Here is a 20690-nt window from a genome sequence, read left to right as displayed (position 1 = left end):
GAAGATTCAGATTTTTGGAGTTGAGCACCATGACGCTTGCAGTCCAGTTCACCAACGTTTCCCGTCAGTTCGGCGAAGTGAAGGCCGTTGACCGGGTTTCCATCGATATCCAGGACGGCGAGTTCTTTTCCATGCTGGGCCCTTCCGGCTCGGGCAAAACCACGTGTTTGCGCCTGATCGCCGGTTTCGAACAACCGAGCGCAGGTTCTATTCGAATTCATGGCGAAGAAGCCGCCGGGCTGCCGCCGTATGAGCGTGACGTCAACACGGTGTTTCAGGATTACGCGCTGTTCCCGCACATGAACGTGCTCGACAACGTCGCCTACGGCTTGAAAGTCAAAGGCGTCGGTAAAGCCGAACGGCAGAAACGTGCCGAAGAAGCCCTCGACATGGTCGCCCTCGGTGGCTACGGCGAGCGTAAACCGGTGCAACTTTCCGGCGGTCAGCGCCAGCGTGTGGCCCTGGCCCGCGCCCTGGTCAATCGCCCCCGCGTACTGCTTCTCGACGAGCCGTTGGGCGCGCTCGATTTGAAGCTGCGCGAACAAATGCAGAGCGAGTTGAAGAAGCTGCAACGCCAGCTCGGCATCACCTTCATCTTCGTCACCCACGACCAGACCGAAGCGCTGTCGATGTCCGACCGCGTGGCCGTATTCAACAAGGGCCGCATCGAGCAGGTCGACACACCGCGCAACCTGTACATGAAACCGGCCACCACATTCGTCGCGGAATTCGTCGGCACGTCCAACGTGATTCGCGGTGATCTGGCGAAGCAATTGAGCGGCAATCCACAGCCGTTTTCGATTCGCCCGGAACACGTGCGTTTCGCCGAAGGTCCGCTGGCCAGTCACGAGATCGAAGTCAGCGGCTTGCTTCACGACATTCAGTACCAGGGCAGCGCCACGCGCTACGAACTGAAACTGGAAAACGGCCAGACCCTCAATATCAGCCAGGCCAACGTGCAGTGGCTGGACGTCAGCGCCCAGCACCAGACCGGGCAACGCATCAGCGCACGCTGGGCGCGCGAAGCGATGATCCCGCTACACGACACCGTTGTTGGCGGGGTGTGAGATGACCAGCGTGGTTATCCCTCAAACTCCGGCCGGCGGTTCGCCGTTACGCAGGTTTTCCAACCTGCTGTATCGCCGACCGAATTTCTACCTGTCGCTGCTGCTGGTGCCGCCGCTGCTGTGGTTCGGTGCAATTTATCTCGGCTCGCTATTGGTCCTGCTGTGGCAAGGCTTCTACACCTTCGATGACTTCACCATGGCGGTCACCCCCGACCTGACCCTGGCGAACTTTGCAGCGCTGTTCCAGCCGGCGAACTTCGACATCATCCTGCGCACTCTGGGCATGGCCGTTGCCGTGTCGATCGCCAGCGCCATCGTCGCGTTCCCGATTGCCTACTACATGGCGCGTTACACCACCGGCAAGACCAAGGCGTTTTTTTACATCGCGGTAATGATGCCGATGTGGGCCAGTTACATCGTCAAGGCGTATGCCTGGACTTTGCTGCTGGCCAAGGGCGGCGTGGCGCAGTGGTTCGTTCAACACTTGGGACTGGAGCCGGTTTTGCAGTTCGTGCTGGGCATTCCCGGTGTGGGCGGCAGCACGTTGTCTACCTCGCATCTGGGCCGTTTCATGGTGTTCGTCTACATCTGGCTACCGTTCATGATTCTGCCGATCCAGGCTTCACTGGAACGTCTGCCGCCGTCTCTGCTGCAGGCTTCTGCCGACCTCGGTGCCAAGCCGCGCCAGACCTTTATGCAGGTGATTTTGCCGCTGTCGATTCCAGGCATCGCGGCCGGTTCGATCTTCACCTTTTCCCTGACCCTGGGCGACTTCATCGTGCCGCAACTGGTGGGGCCGCCGGGCTACTTCGTCGGCAGCATGGTTTATGCCCAGCAAGGCGCGATCGGCAACATGCCGATGGCGGCGGCCTTCACGCTGGTGCCGATTGTGTTGATCGCTATTTACCTGACCATCGTCAAACGACTGGGGGCCTTCGATGCACTCTGACTCTTCATCACAACGGCAGGCTTCCATCGGATTAAAAATCGCAGCCTGGGGCGGGTTGGTGTTTCTGCACTTCCCGATCCTGATCATCTTCCTGTACGCCTTCAACACCGAAGAGGCGGCGTTCAGTTTTCCACCCAAGGGCTTCACCCTGAAGTGGTTCAGCGTGGCGTTTTCCCGTCCCGACGTGCTGGAGGCGATCAAGCTGTCAGCTGAAATTGCCGCCATCGCAACGTTGATCGCGATGGTCCTCGGCACCCTCGCCTCCGCGGCGTTGTATCGGCGGGATTTCTTCGGCAAGCAAGGCATCTCGCTGATGCTGATCCTGCCGATTGCGCTGCCCGGGATCATCACCGGGATCGCGCTGCTGGCGACGTTCAAGACATTGGGGATCGAACCGGGGATGTTCACCATCATCGTCGGCCACGCGACCTTCTGTGTGGTGATCGTCTACAACAACGTCATCGCCCGTTTGCGTCGCACTTCACACAGTCTGATCGAAGCCTCGATGGACCTCGGTGCCGACGGCTGGCAGACCTTCCGCTACATCGTCTTGCCGAACCTCGGCTCGGCGCTGCTGGCCGGCGGCATGCTCGCGTTTGCGCTGTCGTTCGACGAGATCATCGTCACTACCTTCACCGCCGGCCATGAACGCACCCTGCCGCTGTGGCTACTCAATCAGCTCAGCCGCCCACGGGACGTGCCGGTGACCAACGTCGTCGCGATGCTGGTGATGATGGTGACCATGCTGCCGATTCTCGGCGCGTATTACCTGACCCGGGGTGGTGAGAGCGTGGCGGGCAGTGGCGGGAAATAACTGAATGAGCACTGAAGGAACCGAATCTCTGTAGGAGTGAGCCTGCTCGCGATGACTGACTGTTATTCAACAGTAATGTCGACAGTAAGACTGCTATCGCGAGCAGGCTCACTCCTACATTTAGATCCGGTTCAGGCAGAAAAATAAAAGTGTTAGTGAGGACAAATGCCATGCAAACCAAACTCTTGATCAACGGCCAACTGATCGACGGCGACGGCCCCGCCCAACCCGTATTCAACCCGGCCCTCGGTCGTGTGCTGGTGGAGATAAACGAAGCCAGCGAAGCCCAGGTCGATGCCGCCGTGCGTGCTGCCGACAGCGCCTTCGAAAGCTGGTCACAAACCACCCCCAAAGAACGTTCATTACTGCTGCTCAAACTCGCCGACACCATTGAAGTCCACGGTGAAGAGCTGGCCAAACTGGAGTCGGACAACTGCGGCAAACCTTACAGCGCCGCGCTGAACGACGAGATCCCGGCGATTGCCGACGTGTTCCGTTTCTTCGCCGGCGCCAGCCGTTGCATGAGCGGTTCGGCGGGCGGCGAATACTTGCCCGGCCACACCTCGATGATCCGCCGCGACCCGGTCGGTGTAATCGCCTCCATCGCGCCGTGGAACTACCCGCTGATGATGGTCGCCTGGAAAATCGCCCCGGCCCTCGCCGCCGGTAATACCGTGGTGCTCAAACCGTCGGAACAAACCCCTCTGACTGCACTGCGTCTGGCTGAATTGGCGTCGGAAATTTTCCCGGCTGGTGTGCTCAACCTGGTGTTTGGTCGGGGTCCTACGGTGGGCAGCCCGCTGGTCACCCATCCGAAAGTGCGCATGGTTTCGCTCACCGGTTCGATCGCCACCGGTTCGAACATCATTTCCAGCACCGCCGACAGCGTCAAACGCATGCACATGGAATTGGGCGGCAAGGCTCCGGTAATCATCTTCGACGACGCCGATATCGACGCCGCCGTGGAAGGTATTCGCACCTTCGGTTTCTACAACGCCGGCCAGGACTGCACCGCGGCTTGCCGTATCTATGCGCAGGAAGGCATCTACGACAAATTCGTCGAGAAGCTCGGCGAAGCGGTCAGCAGCATCAAGTATGGGTTGCAGGATGATCCGTCGACCGAGCTGGGGCCGTTGATCACTGCACAACATCGCGACCGTGTGGCCGGGTTTGTCGAACGTGCCGTGGCGCAACCGCATATCCGTCTGGTCACCGGCGGCAAGTCTGTGGAGGGCAATGGTTTCTTCTTCGAACCGACCGTGTTGGCGGATGCCCAGCAGGACGACGAAATCGTTCGTCGCGAAGTGTTCGGGCCGGTGGTGTCGGTGACCAAATTCTCCGATGAAGCACAGGTGCTGGGCTGGGCCAACGATTCGAATTACGGCCTGGCGTCGTCGGTCTGGACCTCGGACGTCGGTCGCGCACATCGCTTGTCTGCACGCTTGCAGTACGGCTGCACCTGGGTGAACACGCACTTCATGCTGGTCAGCGAAATGCCCCATGGCGGTCAGAAACTGTCCGGCTACGGGAAGGACATGTCCATGTACGGGCTGGAGGACTACACCGTCGTTCGGCATGTGATGTTCAAGCACTAAAAGCTTCGCGAGCAAGCTTCGCTCCTACGGGTTCACCGCAATCCCGTAGGAGCGTGGCTTGCCCGCGAAGGCGTCACCTCGGTTTCAAGGCAGAAACCGGCACCACGCACCACCAGGTTTCAAAGCCAGAAAAACAAAACAATAACCACCGACCCGGGCAGCGCCTTCACGGCCCCGCCACGGTTTCGGACATCCGAAATCTGCCGATTTTCCGGAGCTAACACCATGGATACAACCCCCGAACTCGCTGTACCCGTCGCGGACAGCGATGCCGAGCAGCTACGCAAGCTGGGTTACACCTCGAACTTCAATCGCAGCATGAGCCTGTGGGAAAACTTCGCCCTGGGCTTCACTTATCTCTCCCCGGTCGTAGGGGTTTATACCCTGTTCGGACTGTGCCTCGCCGCCGGTGGACCACCGATGTTCTGGGCCTATTTGCTGGTCGGTTGCGGCCAGTTGCTGGTGTGCCTGATCTTCGGTGAAGTGGTCTCGCAGTTCCCGATTTCCGGCGGCGTGTATCCGTGGGCTCGCCGCTTGGTGGGCAAGCGCTGGGCGTGGATGGTCGGCTGGATCTACTCCATCGCCCTGTGCGTCACCATCGCTGCCGTTGCCGTCGGTGCCGGCCCGTACCTGGCCGCAATGATGGGTTTTGAACCGAGCAACAACACCAACATCGTCATCGCGCTGTTCCTGACGCTGTTCGCCACCCTGGTCAACCTCAGCGGCACCAAAGTGCTGGCGCGGATCGCCATGTTCGGCTTCCTCTGCGAACTGGTCGGCGCAGTGATTGTTGGCGTTTATCTGCTGATCTTCGAGCGTCACCAGTCGATCAGCGTGTTGTTCAACACCTTCGATATCAGCATCAACGGCTCGTACTTGCCGGCCTTCCTCACCGCCTCGCTGGCGGGGATGTTCCTGTACTACGGCTTCGAGGCCTGCGGCGATGTCGCCGAAGAAACCCCGAACCCGAGCAAACAAATCCCGGTGGCGATGCGCATGACCATCTACATCGGCGGCATCGCGGCGATGTTCGCCTGCCTGGCGCTGATCCTCGCCGTACCGGACATGCAAGCCGTGATCAACGGCACCGACAAAGACCCGGTCACCACAATCCTCAACAACGCCTTCGGCCCGGTCGGTTCGAAAGTGGTCATGGGCGTGGTGATGATTTCCTTCATCTCCTGCGTCATCAGCCTGCAAGCGGCGGCGAGTCGTCTGCTGTATTCCTACGCCCGGGATGAAATGGTCATCGGCAGCTCACTGCTGAAGAAGATCTCTCCTACGACGCAGGTGCCAGTTGCTGCACTGTTCGTGTCCGGCGTCCTGCCTGCACTGATCATCATCCTCGGCTTCTTCCTGCAAGACGCAGTGGCCACGATCGTCAGCTTCGCCGCGATCGGCATCTACCTGGCGTTCCAGATGATCGTGCTCGCCGCGCTGTATGCGCGCATGAAAGGCTGGAAACCGAGCGGCAAATTCACCCTCGGTGCCTGGGGCTGGCCCGTGAACATCGGCGCGCTGGTTTACGGCGTCGGCGCAATCATCAACATGGCCTGGCCGCGCACGCCGGATGCGGCGTGGTACATCAACTACGCGATGGTGCTGAGTACGGCGATCGTTATTGGGTTGGGGTTGTTGTACATGTGGATTGCCAAGCCGTATGACCACGGGACTGCGCCTGCGGGGGATGCCTGGAAGGTTAGTCGGTAAATGAGTTCGCCCCGGGGCTGGTTGTTGTGCCGGGGCGAGTTGTTTCGAGGTTAGATCGATTGAGGCCTGGAAAGGCTTTCAAACTCATTCATCAGCAGATGGATTTCAGTGCTGGGGTTGGGCTCACCGCTGTTAACAGCATCGAGAAGAATTCGAGGGGCGAGTGTCCTGGCAGTAATAAAAGGCTCTCCCTTCAACAGATCAAAATGACTGACATTTTTACCCTTCTCATAACCCTCCATCAGAGGCTGGCCCCTAAGACTTTTGGTGACAAGATCGCGTGGGGATTTCCCTCCCGCAGCAGCGAATGGCTTTCTGTTGTAGCCAAAGTGCAGTAGCAACCAAAACTCGAAACAGGGAAAAGACGCTATCACTTTTATCTTGGGATGCGGCTTTGCCAAGTCGACCGCACGGTCGAAGCAAAGATGAGTGTCGCGGTCCAAGGCACAAAAAACCTTATCGAAGTTTTTTTGCCGTGCAATTGCCCTTTCGACAATCCCACTTGGATGAGTCACGCCGCAATGAGCAATTTCAACTTGAGCATTGGCTCGAAAGTGAAATGCCGCATCCTCCAGGTATCGCTTTCCTGACTGACTGTCCTCACAAAGGATCAGTACTTTGGGTTGCGGTTTGAACCGCGATTTCTTTCGATCAAATAAGCGTGTCGTGCGCACCATGGTCACCTCCGCCTGATCAGCGGCAAACCACGGTAACGGCCTTCGAAGTAACGCTTTTCGACATCTTCTCCCTCGCGCCCGTCAAAATCGTGGACGGAAAAAAGGCAAGTTGCACCATTGGCATCGCGCTCGGTGATCCAGATTTGATCTCGCCGAAGCGTCTGGGTATTCATCAGATGGGTGTCGTGAGTTGTAAAAATCAGCTGGGTGTTCTGCCCGCTGTCCAAATGTTTTGCAATCAGATCAGCGACTGTTGCCGGGTGAAGGCTGCTGTCCAACTCATCGACGGCCAGTATCCCGCTCCCATCGGTGTGATTGATCATGAACCAGGGCAACCAGAATCCAATCAGGTTTTTCGTGCCGCCGGACTCTTCAGAGAAATCAAACTCCGCTTTCCCCAAATGACTCGTATGCGTCAGGGTCACTTTGTCTTTTCGCGCCGCGGCGAAGAACTCTTTAAGCGTGAGTTTTTTACTGGCTGGAGCAGAGTCTGCATCAGTATTGAGCTGAATATCCGAGACTGGAATATCGACCTCCTTCAGAAAGTCTCTCAAGTCGCTGGTGTAGTCCGATGCCATTTGAAGAAACCTTATGGATGCCGCCGACAACCCCATCATGTTGTTCTGCTCAATGACGAGAAGTCCGGATTGAAACCAGGTGAAGGGTTCTCGCAATTGCGTCAGCTCTTCGCTGCTATTCGCGACGGCCTGCGCAATAAACAACATCTTCGGACTGGTCAAACGTCGCCAGGCATTGTGAACCTCTTTGCCCCCCTCGAGGCTTGAACCAAAAACGTACTGCTCACCCTCCTCACCCAAACACCGCTGATACAACAGTGTTTCCTTGCCCTTGGGGTATGAAACGAGGTGTTCCTCGAGTATTCGCTGAGCCGTCATGCGCAGTACAAACCGATAGCGGAGTGTGCCTTGAATAAAGTTGTATTCGAAACAACTTGGCTGGTCTTTAAGCAGCGGGTCAAAGCGAAACGGGGAAACCGGCAGTGGCTCCTCATTTGAGACCGGGGGCGAAGCGAGCAAACTTCCCATGATTCCCATCGCCCGGACCAGCGACGATTTACCCGACGCGTTCGGCCCGTATATCGCAGCGACCTTCAGTAAATCCGGTAGCTTCTCTCCGTTCACCGGCGGCTTGAAGATGTTGCGCTTTTTGCTCAGGCGCGGCGTCGCTGCCATGGACAGGGTTTGCCTGTCACGGAAGGAGCGGTAATTGGAAACTGAAAATTCGATCAACATGTAGCAAACCTGCAGTTCGTTCCTGAAAGCGGAAAAAACTATAGGAAAAACCACGGCAATGATGCGGCTTGCCTGCACTTCGGGCGAAAACAGGAAATTCCTACAGACCGAACCTTCCCGTAAAAGCTCCAATTCCTACAACATGCGGCGCCAGAGTAGACTTGGCGCCGCGAGCGCCTGAACGATAGGCTTTACCTCGTCGCTGCCAAATCAGCGACCCGGGGTCGAAGCCGGGAAATCATCAACATGGCGCATCCGCGCCCCCATATGAACTGGGGCAATTTTTTGCCTTTCAGTTTCGCTTTATGGTGGGCCGTGTGGCGCGGGCCTCTCGGCTTTTCCGTGTTGATCGAGAATGTTCCGACTTCGAACGCCGCACGGTCCGCCACCCATAATCTGTCGAAGGATTAGTGGCGGCTCCTTTTTCAACATGGAGTCGAAAAATGCTTAAGCACACGCTAAATCCGTCTGAAACCCATCCTCATTTCACCCCCACTGTCTTCACCCGCCACAACCGCTTCCTCCACGCTTTCATGCAAGACAACCAAGCCTGGTTCTGCGTCCAGGTCCTCGGTCGCCTGATGGGCCGTCCGCTGGACCAACGCCTCACTTTTAAACTTGATCCCGATCAACGCCGATACGTCTGGCTGCAGAAGGACGGCAAAACCGTCGAATCGCTGATGGTCAGCGAATCGGGAATGTATGCCCTGCTTGTCCATCATTTCATCCCGGAAAACCGAAACCTGCGCCAATGGTTGAGCAACGAAGTCATCCCCATGCTGCGTAATTCGAATGCGCCATCTGTGGATAACATTCCAAGCCTCAGCTCGTTGCAGTGGGCAGGCATCTCGGTGCCGCTGTTGCATTGGCAGAATCAGGCGTGGATCAAGTGGCGGGACGTGCCTGATCTGATGCAGGCACAACGACCGTTCACGATCGTGGGCACTTGCAGTTGAGGGAAGGGTGAAAGAATGAAAAAGGGGCAGACTTCACAGTCCGCCCCTTGGTTTATCGCTCAAAACCGCGAAACACTCCGCATCGCATCCACCAGATACCGCATCGCGATCCGGTCGCTCTCCGACAATTCGCGATACCGCTCCAACAGCTTCATTTCGTCCGAATTGAGGCGATGCCTTCGCCGCCCGGTCGCCAGGCAGGGAAAGATTCCTAACATTTCAGTGATGCCTTGTACTTTCGTCATGGACGATGTCCTTCTATAAGACCGAGAAAACTTCAAAAACCGCATCGCCCTATCCTTTTCATTAGCCGCCGGCCTGAAGGGCAGAAACCGGTCATGCACACAGAATAGGAACATTCCCGACGCTGAAAAGCAGTTTTTAGAGTAATTAGTCAAAAAAAGCAGAAATGCCCTATAAATCAGAAAGTGCTGTCGGAAAACTTAACCGACATTTCTTGTTTCATTGCCGCATCATCAAAGTGCTACCAATCATTTTTTCTCTGCGGCCGAACGGTTTAAGCTAATTGGCATCTGTTTAGAGTCCGTTGCGTTTGGCCGAAGGCATGTCCGAACCGATATTTTTGATCCAGCACGTGCCAGGAACGGCGCGGGATTGTTAACGACAGGTTGTACTTATGCATCGCAGGAATTTGCTCAAAGCGTCCATGGCCATCGCTGCCTATACCGGCTTGTCAGCCTCCGGCTTGCTGGCCGCGCGTGCATGGGCGGGCACCGGAGCCGCTGATGGCGAGGCTCAGGCGTTCGATTTCGAGGCGCTGAAGATTCAGGCCAAGCAACTCGCCGGCAATCGCTATCAGGACACCAAGCAGGTGCTGCCGCCGACGCTGGCGACCATGACGCCGCAGAATTTCAACGCGATCCGCTACGACGGCAACCACTCGCTGTGGAAGGACCTGAACGGTCAGCTGGACGTGCAGTTTTTCCACGTTGGCATGGGCTTCAAGCAGCCGGTGCGCATGTACAGCGTCGACCCCAAGACGCGTCAGGCACGTGAAGTGCATTTCCGCCCTTCTCTGTTCAACTATGAAAAAACCACGGTCGACACCAAACAGCTGACCGGCGACCTGGGGTTTTCCGGATTCAAGTTGTTCAAGGCACCGGAACTGGACAGGCATGACGTGTTGTCCTTTCTCGGCGCCAGTTATTTCCGTGCGGTAGACGCCACTGGCCAGTACGGTCTGTCAGCCCGCGGGCTGGCGGTCGATACCTACGCCAAGAAACGGGAGGAGTTCCCGGACTTCACCAAGTTCTGGTTCGAGACCCCGAACAAGGACAGCACCCGCTTTGTGGTCTACGCCCTGCTGGATTCGCCGAGCGCCACCGGCGCGTACCGCTTTGACATTGATTGCCAGGCCGAACGCGTGGTGATGGAGGTTGATGCCCACATCAATGCGCGCACCGCCATCGAACAACTGGGCATCGCACCGATGACCAGCATGTTCAGCTGCGGCACCCATGAGCGCCGCATGTGCGACACCATTCACCCGCAAATCCACGACTCCGACCGACTGGCCATGTGGCGCGGCAACGGCGAGTGGATCTGCCGGCCGCTGAACAACCCGGCGACCCTGCAATTCAACGCCTTCGCCGACACCGATCCGAAAGGTTTCGGCCTGCTGCAGACCGATCACGAGTTCGCCAATTATCAGGACACCGTCGACTGGTACAGCAAGCGCCCGAGCCTGTGGGTAGAACCTACGACTGCTTGGGGCGAAGGCTCTATCGATTTGTTGGAAATTCCTACGACTGGCGAAACCCTCGATAACATCGTCGCGTTCTGGACCCCGAAAAAACCGGTCGCGGCCGGTGATTCCCTGAACTATGGCTACAAACTCTACTGGAGCGCCCTGCCACCCGTGGGCACACCGTTGGCGCGGGTCAACGCGACCCGTTCGGGCATGGGCGGCTTCATCGAAGGCTGGGCGCCGGGCGAGCATTACCCGCAAGTCTGGGCACGACGGTTTGCCGTGGACTTCACCGGTGGCGGTCTGGACCGTTTGCCGGAAGGCGCAGGGATCGAGCCGGTTGTCACGTGCTCGAACGGTGAGGTGAAGGACTTCAATGTGTTGGTGCTGGATGACATCAAGGGCTATCGGATTACCTTCGACTGGTACCCGACCAACGACAGCGTGGCGCCGGTTGAGCTACGGTTGTTTATTCGCACCAATGACCGGACGTTGAGTGAGACCTGGTTGTACCAGTATTTCCCTCCGGCGCCGGATAAGCGTAAGTACACCTGATAGTAAGAGTTTGTCTGGGCCGCCCCATCGCGAGCAGGCTCACTCCTACAGGGGCATGCGATTAACTGTAGGAGCGAGCCTGCCCGCGAAGACGGCCTGACAGGCAACAAAAATTCCAGCACAGAAACACAAAAGCCCCGATCACATCGATCGGGGCTTTTTGTTTTTACAGCCGCATTCAGTCGCGCAAATCCGACTCATGAATCGGCTGTTCGCGATGGGTCGCCCGCTGATACTGCGCCGGCCAGATAGCCTTGCGACCACCCAAATCGTCATCCGCATGCAGCGGCCAATACGGATCGCGCAACAGCTCCCGCGCGAGAAAGATGATGTCCGCCTGGCAGGTGCGCAATATGTGCTCGGCCTGGGCCGGCTCGGTAATCATGCCTACCGTACCGGTGGCGATGCCTGACTCCTTGCGCACACGTTCGGCGAAACGGGTCTGATAACCCGGCCCTGTAGGAATTTCAGCGTTGGCCGCCGTACCGCCCGACGAAACGTCTATCAGATCCACGCCCAGATCTTTCAGGCGTCGCGCCAACTCTACCGTTTCATCCGGGTTCCAGCCGTCTTCCACCCAGTCGGTGGCCGACACTCGCACGAACAACGGCAGTTCTTCAGGCCAGACAGCACGCACCGCTTCGGTGACTTGCAGCACCAGCCGGATCCGGTTCTCGAACGAACCGCCATATTGATCGCGTCGCTGATTGCTCAGGGGCGAAAGAAACTGATGCAACAGGTATCCGTGAGCGGCGTGTATTTCGACCACTTTGAAACCGGCAATCAGTGCCCGCTTGGCTGCGGCGACAAAGGCCTGAATGACTTCGGCGATCTCGCCGTCATCCAGCTGCTTGGGGTGCGTGTGCTGCGGGTCGAAAGCAATCGGCGAAGGCCCCACCGGCACCCAGCCACCGTCTTCGGGCTTGACGCTGCCGTGCTTGCCGATCCATGGCCGATGGGTGCTGGCCTTGCGCCCGGCGTGCGCCAGTTGAATGCCGGCCACCGCCCCCTGAGCAGCGATGAAGCGCGTGATGCGTTGCAGGGGTTCGATCTGTTCGTCATTCCACAAGCCGAGATCCTCGGCGGTGATGCGCCCGTCGGCCGTGACCGCCGTGGCTTCGGTGAAAACCAGACCGGCGCCGCCGACGGCACGGCTGCCGAGGTGGACCAGATGCCAGTCATTGGCCAGGCCATCGACGCTGGAGTACTGGCACATCGGTGAAACGGCAATGCGGTTGAGCAGGGTCAATTGACGAAGGGTATAGGGTTCAAGCAGCAGACTCATGGGGCACCTCTCGAATCAGTGGGCAGGCTCCAGGGTTCTGTTTGAAAAGTCGACGAGTGACAGGAAAAAGGCGCAGCACCCGCCCCCGCGGGCAAAAAATTCGACAAGACGTCACAAGGCCAATCAAGCAGTGCTTAGAGCCTAGTCGACATCGGGGGATGAGGGAGGGTTCCGAGGGATTGGATGTCAGATAGATCGCTTTCGCGGGCAAGCCTCGCTCCTACAGTGAACGGTGATCTGTAGATACTCTGTTCACGGTCAAGCTTTCGCGAGATGTTTTTCGCTAAAAAGCTTGGCCGTATTAAATTCTTCTCCAGAACGCATGCATGCCCATAACCCGGTCAGGTATTTGCGCATCACTGCTCCGATGGCCTGCATTTTCTTCTTGCCGCGGGCTACCAGCGCCTCGTAAAAGGCTTTCACATTCTCATCACAGCGAATTGCCGTCATTGCCGGCATGAACATCGCTGCACGTAAATACGCGTTGCCGCATTTGGACATTCGGCCTGGCCGGTTCACGCTGGTGCCTGACTGGGTCAACCTTACATCGAGTCCTGCATAACGGCTTACCTGCGCCGATTTAAGCGTCACAGGAAGTGTCGTCAACTCAGCCAGTGCTGCGATGGCCGAGGCCTCTCCCACGCCGGGTGCAGCCATCATGCAGCGAAACTGCAAGCTCAGATCTGGGCATTTGGCGATGGCCTCGCGAGCGGCCTTCTTCAAACGATCAATCCGTGTGTCTAGCGCTGCAATCGCATCTTTTTCATCCTCGATCAGCAGCTCAACACTCGTTTCCGTCGCTTGTAGTGCGTGCAACTCATTCTTGGCTCGGGTCCGATGGCCAATCAGCCGGTTGATATGGCGACCAATAGCACGCAGCATCAGTTGATCTGCAGTAGGTGGCACCCACAGTCTAGGCGCCATACGTTCGCCATACTCGGCCAGCAACTGAGCATCAATCTGGTCAGTTTTGCTGTTTTGCAGCATCAGCTTGGCAAAGTTATGGAAGCTTTTGGGGTTGATCACCGAGACCGGTAAGCCGGCGGCATGCAACTCTATCGCCAGGTCCAGGTAGTAAATGCCGGTGGCCTCCATGACCACGCTCAGCGGTTTGAGGCCCAACATCTTGGTCACGGCAGCCTTACGCCCCTTGGGTGTGTGCTGAATGTCCCACTGGCCTGATGTTTTACCGTTCTGCCGCCATCCCATAGCAGATGTGCGGGCACCAATGTCTATGCCGACATGAGTATTCATGCTTTTCACTTCCCTGACTTTCGGTAAGATTGCTCCTGGTTCCCCCGACCTCGAACTTCATGCCACTGCAACCTTGTAATGCGAAGTCCGACTTGTCGGCTTCTCGATACTCTTCGTGGTGGGCAATGAGGCGGGGGGGCCTCTCTACAGACAAGGTCAGGAGTAAATCCTGCCTTTAGGAGCGATCGACCTCCCCCAGAAACACACTTGATGTTGTATGAGTCCTTGAGCGTAACCTCTCTCGTTGGAATCAGGGTCAACATACAAGGAGCGAAGCTTGCTCGCGAATGGGGTCAACGCGGTTCGATGTGGGCAATCATCAGTTGCACGGTCTCGTTGCCACGGAACTCGTTGAGGTCGAGCTTGTAGGCCAACTCCACCCATTTGATGGTCGGGTTCGGCCAGATGTCGCGGTCGATGCCGAAGGCAATTCCATCAAGTTTCACCGAGCCGCATTCGCTTTTCAGCACCACTTTGAGATGTCGCTCACCAACGACCCGCTGTTCAACCAACTGAAACACGCCATGGAACAGCGGCTCCGGGAAGTGCTGCCCCCAAGGTCCGGCATGCCGCAGCGCGCGGGCCAGTTCAAGGTGGAATTCCTCGACCGCCAGCGTGCCGTCCGACAGCAGACGGCCGGTCAGGTCTTCTTCGCGCAATTGCCTGCGCACTTCAGCGTCAAAGGCTTCGGCGAACAACGGAAAATTCGCTTCCGGCAAGGTCAAACCGGCCGCCATGGCGTGGCCGCCGTACTTGCTGATCAGGTTCGGATGTTGCGCGGCCACCACGCTCAAGGCATCGCGAATATGAAAGCCTTGAACCGAACGCCCCGAGCCCTTGAGCAAACCATCGCCGGCATCGGCAAAGGCAATGGTCGGACGGAAATAACGCTCTTTCATACGCGAGGCGAGGATTCCGATGACACCCTGGTGCCATTCGGGATCAAACAGGCACAGGCCAAACGGCATCGATTCCACCGGCAGATCTTTCAGCTGAGCCAGCGCTTCACGCTGCATGCCCTGCTCGATGGATTTGCGGTCCTGGTTCATACCGTCAAGCTGCACGGCCATTTCCCGCGCCAGACCCGCGTCGTCGGTGATCAGGCATTCGATACCCAGGCTCATGTCATCCAGGCGCCCCGCCGCATTGAGGCGCGGGCCGACAATGAAGCCCAGGTCGGTCGAGGTGATGCGCGCCGGTTCACGCTTGGCCACTTCGAGAATCGCCTTGATGCCCGGACGGGCTCGCCCGGCGCGAATCCGTTCCAGGCCTTGGTGCACCAGAATCCGGTTGTTGGCATCCAGCGGTACCACGTCGGCAACGCTGCCCAGCGCCACCAGGTCCAGCAATTCGCCGATGTTCGGCTGTGGCGTGTTCGCGTACCAGCCGAGGCTGCGCAAACGCGCGCGCAGGGCCATCAACACATAGAAAATCACCCCGACGCCGGCCAATGCCTTGCTCGGAAACTCGCAACCCGGCTGGTTCGGATTGACGATGGCATCGGCCAGCGGCAGTTCGTCACCGGGCAAGTGGTGGTCGGTGACCAGCACGTTCAGGCCAGCCTTTTTCGCCGCCGCCACGCCTTCGACACTGGAGATGCCGTTGTCCACGGTGATCAGCAACTGAGGCGTGCGCGTCAGCGCCACTTCAACGATTTCCGGGGTCAGGCCGTAGCCATACTCGAATCGGTTCGGTACCAGATAATCGACATGCGCCGCGCCCAGCAACCGCAACCCCAGCACACCCACGGTACTGGCGGTCGCGCCATCGGCATCGAAATCGCCGACGATCAGAATCCGCTGGCGCTGTTCGAGCGCCGTGACCAGCAAATCCACCGCCGCATCGATGCCTTTGAGCTGCTGGAACGGAATCAGCCGCGCCAGGCTCTTGTCCAGTTCCGCCTCCGATTGCACGCCCCGCGCCGCGTAAAGACGCGTCAACAGCGGCGGCAGATCACCGAGGAATGGCAGAGTGTCGGGCAACAGGCGAGGTTCGATGCGCATGGGGTGACAGGTGCTTCTCTTGAATACGTAGGATAAAACCGGATAACGCGAACGACTGGCGAAAAATCAGCCGCGTTCGCCGCTCAGCCACTGCAACTGGACTTCGTGCTGACCACGGTCGTCAGTGACGAAAATCGTCCCTTCACTAATCATCACGTCCCACTTGATAACGCGGGGCATGTCTTTGGCCAGGGTTTCCAGGATGTCCTGCGGAACAGCTGCGATGTGCACGTTCTTCAGGTTTTTGATCGCCGGAATCACTTTGGTTTCCCACACGCGCAGGCTGCCGTAGGCCAACAGGCTGGTGCGCTCGGTACGGCGCGAGCACCAGGTCAGGCGATCAGCATCAGGCTGGCCGACTTCGATCCAGTGCAGGACACGGTCGTCCAGGCTCTTTTCCCACAGGGCCGGCTCATCCACGTCTGACAGACCGCGTCCGAACGACAGCTGCTCGTTGTACCAGAAGGCGTAGGCCAGCAGCCGCACGGTCATACGCTCTTCGGTTTCCGAAGGGTGACGGGCGATGGTCTGCTTCACGCTCTCGTAAACGCTGCGGTCGAGGTCGGTGAGGTTCAGTTCAAACTTGTAGGTCGTGGACGGCTGGGCCATGAACGGGCTTCTTGATACGAGGAAAGGCGGCAAGTCTAACCGATGCAGTAGGCAATCAACGAATTGAAGGCGATCAACCTTGGTCGTCTGACATTCGGCTATGTTAAAAGGCTATATCCGCTCAGCCTTTGTCCTACAGGATCCAGCATGCCCTTCACCGCCAAACCGCTCTCAGGTCTGAAAGTCATCGAATTGGGCACATTGATCGCCGGGCCGTTTGCCTCGCGCATTTGCGGTGAGTTCGGCGCCGAAGTGATCAAGATCGAATCCCCCGACGGCGGTGATCCGCTGCGCAAATGGCGAAAACTGTACGAAGGCACCTCGCTGTGGTGGTTCGTCCAGGCTCGCAATAAAAAATCCCTGACCCTGAATTTGAAACACCCGGACGGCCTGGCGATTCTGAAAAAGCTGCTGAGCGAAGCGGATATCCTGATCGAGAATTTTCGCCCTGGCGTGTTGGAAAAGCTCGGCCTGGGCTGGGAAGTCTTGCACGCCCTCAACCCGAAACTGGTGATGGTGCGGCTGTCCGGGTTTGGCCAGACCGGGCCGATGAAAGATCAGCCAGGTTTTGGTGCCGTTGGTGAGTCCATGGGCGGCCTGCGCTACATCACCGGTTTCGAAGACCGGCCTCCGGTGCGCACCGGGATTTCCATCGGTGACTCGATTGCCGCGCTGTGGGGCGTGATTGGCGCGCTGATGGCTCTGCGTCATCGTGAGGTCAACGGCGGCCAGGGCCAGGTGGTGGACGTCGCGCTGTATGAAGCGATCTTCGCCATGATGGAAAGCATGGTGCCGGAGTTCGACGTTTTCGGCTTCATCCGCGAACGCACCGGCAACATCATGCCGGGCATCACGCCCTCCTCGATCCACACCAGCGCCGACGGCAAGCATGTGCAGATCGGCGCCAATGGTGACGCGATCTTCAAACGCTTCATGCTGATCATCGGTCGCGAAGACCTGGCCAACGACCCGGTGCTGACCAGTAACGACGGACGCGACAGCCGCCGCGACGAGATTTACGGAGTAATCGATCGCTGGGTCAATTCGCAGCCGCTGGACACCGTACTTGCGCTGCTGAATCAGGCCGATGTGCCCGTCAGCCGGATCTTCAGCGCCGAAGACATGTTCAGCGATCCACAATACCTGGCCCGGGAAATGTTCCTGCAGGCCAAGCTGCCGGACGGTAAAGACTTCAAGATGCCGGGAATTGTGCCGAAACTCTCTGAGACCCCCGGCGATTGCGAATGGGTCGGGCCCCAACTGGGTGAGCACAACGCACAGGTACTCAACGAACTTGGCTATAGCGTGTCGCAGATTGCACAGCTGCGCAAAGATGGAGCCATCTAAGCTGAGGCGCCGGCTAGTGCACTCCATCAGAATCTGCCTGACGCATGGCGGGGGGGCGGGGCGCGCGTTGCTGGTTACGCTTCTGTTCGTCGGACTGTCCCCGTCAGCGATGGCGCAACCCAAGGAAACGCTGGTCTGGCTGATGCGCGATTTGCCGCCGCTGACGATTTTCGAGGGACCGAAAAAAGGCCAGGGGGTTATCGATCAACTGTTGCCGCTGTTGATCGCCGGCATGCCGCAGTATGAACACACGCTGATGCGGGTCAATCGCGCCCGCGGCTTGCAAATGCTCCACGAGCCCTCCCTCACTTGCGACGCGGCGCTGAACAAGAGCAAGGAGCGCGAGCGCTGGATCGCGTTTTCCGTTCCGGTTTTTCGAGCAATGAGTAACGGTGTTGCGGTACGGCGCGTGGATCGTGAGACGCTGACGCCCTTTATCCAGAACGGTGAATTGGACTTGGCCGCTCTGCTCGCCAGTGGCCGTGAGAAGCTGGGCATCATTGCCGAGCGCAACTACGGCGAGTACCTCGACGCGCTGCTCAAGCAAGCGCCGCCCGGCGCGCTGACGCTGCACTACGGCAACGACGCCCTGGGCAGTCTCCTGCAAATGCAACGCCTGGGGCGCTTGCGCCTGTTGCTGGGCTATCGTCCGGAAATCCGCTACCAAGCCCAGCAGCAGGGGATCGCGGAGGATGATTTGCAGTTTTACCCGATTCGTGGCGCGGAGAAATTCCTGTCCGGTTACATCGGCTGTACCGACACGCCCATGGGTCGGCAGGCGATCGTCGAGATCAACCAGCTGCTACGCAAACTTCCACGCGACCACTTGAGCGAGGCCTATGCCGAGTGGCTCGACCCGGAAAGTCGCAGCGCTTACCTCGAAGAAGCCCGAGTGTTTTTCGAGCATCAGGCGCAGCAATGACAAATCGCAGGCAAAAGAAACCCCGAGAAGTGGGGAGACGACTCGGGGTTAAACGTGGTCTACATAAAGACCAGTAACAGCAAGCTACAAGCACCGGAGCACAATGCTTGATCCTGCTGTTACATGCTCTGACTGACCTGAGAGCCGGAAGGTTCCCACAAAAAAAAATTCAATTTCTGCGGGCCAGAATCTTGTCCTGAGCCGCATGGCGTAAAGCCGCGATCACGCAGGGCTCCAGCCGTCCTTCGGCAATCAGCACGTCGCGGTGCAAGCCGTCGACAACATCCGTCAGCAGGCGGTAATCGGTTAACTGGGCCTGATTGAATGCCCGCTCGACCACGATCGCGCCGGTCGCATTCTTCAGTGTCACCAGGCATTCGCCATGGGCGCCCGACGGGGTCAGCGTGACCTGATACGGGCTCAGAGCCTCACCGAGCAATAGACTGATACTTTCCATCTCGATCACCACTCAATAGTCCGAAAACAAAGTGCCTGGGGCGTGTTCACAGTAAATGACCACTGGCCCGAGAAGAAAGTTCTGGATTCCAGGTGCAGACGCGTCGGCGTCCCTGGTCGATAGAGCATGCACGGCAAAGATGACAGGGAAAAAACAGTCGATTCACCTGTGCCTTGTGCGGTGACCGATATCGGTCCAGCCCCCCAGCAATCCTCGCAATTGACCGTCGGCGCTGTAGAACGGTACGGTCCACTGGTAGATGTCCCTGACACCGTTGTTGAACATCAATTGACGCTCACTGAAGCGTGGCTTTCGAGTCTCCAGCTGAGCCATGAATTCTGCATGCAGCATCGCAGCGGTTTCCTTGGGCAACACATCGAGTTCAATCAGTTGTCGCCCCTGAACCTGATCAAACCGGGCGCAGAGACTTTCCTCGTAACTCTTGTTGCACATGATCAAACGCCCTTCCAGATCACGAACAAACATCGGATCGGGCATGGCGTCCATCAACGCTTGCTGGAACGCCAGTTGATCGCCCAGACCTTTCTCAGCGTCTATGCGTTGCTTGATCAGCGCTGCGAGCCTGCGGTTCCAGAGCAAGGAAAGCAGACCGAACAGGCTGACGATGAACATGCCCCAGCAAACCCAGTGAGTCATCTGCCGCCAGGGAGACGGTGGCTGAACGGGAGCGATTCCATTGAGCCATTTCAGGCGAATGGCGCGCAATTCAGCCGCAGGAAAAGCCTCAAGCGCCTTGTTCAGAATGCTCAGCAACGGCGACTGACCTTTGCGAACCGCGAGGTGATCAGCCTCCCATTTGCCCTCCACTGCCCGCCCGAACTTGAGTTGTCCCAACGGATAGAGCTGCGCCCCGATTTCATTTTCGATGGTCGCATAGGCTTCACCACTTTCAACCAGCGCCCGGGCTTCGGCGTAAGTCTTGACCGTGCGCAACTCGATCGCCGGGTAGTCGCGGCGAATCGTGCCCTCGAGTGCATGCCGGGCCGGCAGCACCAGCACTCGTTTTGCCAACTGCTCGAGGGAGTGCACGACAGGTGCATCTGCCCGCCCGACAACCACCCAACCAGCGCCACCGAACGCGTGACTGAAATCCAGGAATACCTTTCGCTCCTCATTCATTGCCAGGGTGGTGCTCATGTCCGCCTCGCCACTTTCCAGACGCCCGAGCAACTGATCGGTGGAAAACGACTCTTCGTGAACAAACTGCAAGCCCGTCATGGCACTGATGCGATTGAGCAGATCGTTGTTCAAACCGCTCCACTGACCGTGCTCATCCTTGAACAGATAAAGCGGGTATTGCACCGACGAAACAATGACTTGCGGGTGCTCGGCAATCCATCTCGACTCCTGGGCATCCAGCTCGATGGTGGCGCCGACTCCCGATCCCCTGGATTCTGGAATCGCCAATTGAGCCGCCGCCCCTCCTTGAGCAACGCCCAGGACGCCGATCAAAAACATCCAGCACGCAGCTGGCCTTAACCCTCTGAAAAACAGCATTACCACTTCCT

At 58.1% G+C, this 20690-nt stretch carries 18 protein-coding genes; 9 read left to right on the top strand and 9 right to left on the bottom strand.

The window, feature by feature from the left end; all coding sequences use genetic code 11:
- The first annotated feature begins 29 nt into the window (after window positions 1-29).
- The 5 genes from ACYZTY_RS03960 (at window position 30) to ACYZTY_RS03940 (ending at window position 6135) form a co-directional block, all read left to right on the top strand.
- Window positions 30-1067, top strand: coding sequence for an ABC transporter ATP-binding protein (locus ACYZTY_RS03960; RefSeq protein WP_131062597.1), 1038 nt, complete (start codon window positions 30-32; stop codon window positions 1065-1067).
- 1 nt (window position 1068) lies between these two features.
- Entirely contained in the window at window positions 1069-2016 is a 948-nt protein-coding gene (locus ACYZTY_RS03955) for an ABC transporter permease (protein WP_461957385.1), read from the top strand.
- Window positions 2006-2830 (top strand): ABC transporter permease, encoded by an 825-nt coding sequence (locus tag ACYZTY_RS03950; protein WP_461957384.1) that lies wholly within the window; start codon window positions 2006-2008, stop codon window positions 2828-2830. The genes ACYZTY_RS03955 and ACYZTY_RS03950 overlap by 11 nt, the downstream gene beginning before the upstream one ends.
- 170 nt (window positions 2831-3000) lie before the next feature.
- Window positions 3001-4425, top strand: coding sequence for a gamma-aminobutyraldehyde dehydrogenase (locus tag ACYZTY_RS03945; protein ID WP_461957383.1), 1425 nt, complete (start codon window positions 3001-3003; stop codon window positions 4423-4425).
- Window positions 4426-4650: 225 nt separating this feature from the next.
- Entirely contained in the window at window positions 4651-6135 is a 1485-nt protein-coding gene (locus ACYZTY_RS03940; protein ID WP_461957382.1) for an APC family permease, read from the top strand.
- Between the two features lie 50 nt (window positions 6136-6185).
- On the opposite strand, the gene ACYZTY_RS03935 is transcribed toward ACYZTY_RS03940, so the two are convergent.
- Both ACYZTY_RS03935 and ACYZTY_RS03930 read right to left on the bottom strand, forming a co-directional pair.
- A complete protein-coding gene (locus ACYZTY_RS03935) occupies window positions 6186-6812 on the bottom strand; it encodes an RloB family protein (protein ID WP_461957381.1) in 627 nt (208 codons plus the stop codon).
- A gap of 2 nt (window positions 6813-6814) precedes the next feature.
- A complete protein-coding gene (locus ACYZTY_RS03930; RefSeq protein WP_461957380.1) occupies window positions 6815-8065 on the bottom strand; it encodes an AAA family ATPase in 1251 nt (416 codons plus the stop codon).
- A gap of 443 nt (window positions 8066-8508) precedes the next feature.
- On the opposite strand from ACYZTY_RS03930, the gene ACYZTY_RS03925 reads away from it, so the two are divergent.
- Window positions 8509-9021 (top strand): BRO-N domain-containing protein, encoded by a 513-nt coding sequence (locus ACYZTY_RS03925; protein ID WP_461957379.1) that lies wholly within the window; start codon window positions 8509-8511, stop codon window positions 9019-9021.
- Window positions 9022-9080: 59 nt separating this feature from the next.
- Here the strand turns inward: ACYZTY_RS03925 and ACYZTY_RS03920 are convergent, their stop codons facing one another.
- Complete coding sequence (locus ACYZTY_RS03920) at window positions 9081-9266, bottom strand: hypothetical protein (RefSeq protein ID WP_438662641.1); 186 nt, start codon at window positions 9264-9266, stop codon at window positions 9081-9083.
- Window positions 9267-9658: 392 nt separating this feature from the next.
- Here ACYZTY_RS03920 and ACYZTY_RS03915 point away from each other — a divergent pair, with 392 nt between their 5' ends.
- Window positions 9659-11284: a glucan biosynthesis protein D gene (locus ACYZTY_RS03915; RefSeq protein ID WP_461957378.1), complete on the top strand. Its 1626-nt coding sequence runs from the start codon at window positions 9659-9661 to the stop codon at window positions 11282-11284.
- Between the two features lie 178 nt (window positions 11285-11462).
- Here the strand turns inward: ACYZTY_RS03915 and ACYZTY_RS03910 are convergent, their stop codons facing one another.
- The 4 genes from ACYZTY_RS03910 to ACYZTY_RS03895 form a co-directional block, all read right to left on the bottom strand.
- The gene (locus ACYZTY_RS03910; RefSeq protein ID WP_461957377.1) at window positions 11463-12569 is read right to left on the bottom strand and encodes an NADH:flavin oxidoreductase/NADH oxidase; all 1107 of its coding nucleotides are present in this window, start codon (window positions 12567-12569) and stop codon (window positions 11463-11465) included.
- A 258-nt stretch (window positions 12570-12827) separates the two neighbouring features.
- A complete protein-coding gene (locus tag ACYZTY_RS03905) occupies window positions 12828-13823 on the bottom strand; it encodes an IS110 family RNA-guided transposase (protein WP_461954766.1) in 996 nt (331 codons plus the stop codon).
- A gap of 293 nt (window positions 13824-14116) precedes the next feature.
- A complete protein-coding gene (gene recJ, locus ACYZTY_RS03900) occupies window positions 14117-15826 on the bottom strand; it encodes a single-stranded-DNA-specific exonuclease RecJ (RefSeq protein WP_461957376.1) in 1710 nt (569 codons plus the stop codon).
- A gap of 66 nt (window positions 15827-15892) precedes the next feature.
- Window positions 15893-16435, bottom strand: coding sequence for a YaeQ family protein (locus tag ACYZTY_RS03895; RefSeq protein ID WP_010462971.1), 543 nt, complete (start codon window positions 16433-16435; stop codon window positions 15893-15895).
- Window positions 16436-16582: 147 nt separating this feature from the next.
- Between ACYZTY_RS03895 and ACYZTY_RS03890 the strand changes: the two genes are divergently transcribed.
- Entirely contained in the window at window positions 16583-17782 is a 1200-nt protein-coding gene (locus tag ACYZTY_RS03890; protein ID WP_461957375.1) for a CaiB/BaiF CoA transferase family protein, read from the top strand.
- 109 nt (window positions 17783-17891) lie between these two features.
- Window positions 17892-18704: a TIGR02285 family protein gene (locus ACYZTY_RS03885; protein WP_371928434.1), complete on the top strand. Its 813-nt coding sequence runs from the start codon at window positions 17892-17894 to the stop codon at window positions 18702-18704.
- A 169-nt stretch (window positions 18705-18873) separates the two neighbouring features.
- On the opposite strand, the gene ACYZTY_RS03880 is transcribed toward ACYZTY_RS03885, so the two are convergent.
- Both ACYZTY_RS03880 and ACYZTY_RS03875 read right to left on the bottom strand, forming a co-directional pair.
- Window positions 18874-19161, bottom strand: coding sequence for a DUF3509 domain-containing protein (locus tag ACYZTY_RS03880; RefSeq protein WP_131062584.1), 288 nt, complete (start codon window positions 19159-19161; stop codon window positions 18874-18876).
- A 162-nt stretch (window positions 19162-19323) separates the two neighbouring features.
- The gene (locus ACYZTY_RS03875; RefSeq protein ID WP_461957374.1) at window positions 19324-20679 is read right to left on the bottom strand and encodes a transporter substrate-binding domain-containing protein; all 1356 of its coding nucleotides are present in this window, start codon (window positions 20677-20679) and stop codon (window positions 19324-19326) included.
- Between the last annotated feature and the right edge of the window lie 11 nt (window positions 20680-20690).

The organism is Pseudomonas sp. LB1P83, assembly GCF_054897885.1.
This window is presented reverse-complemented; position numbering and strand designations above follow the sequence as displayed.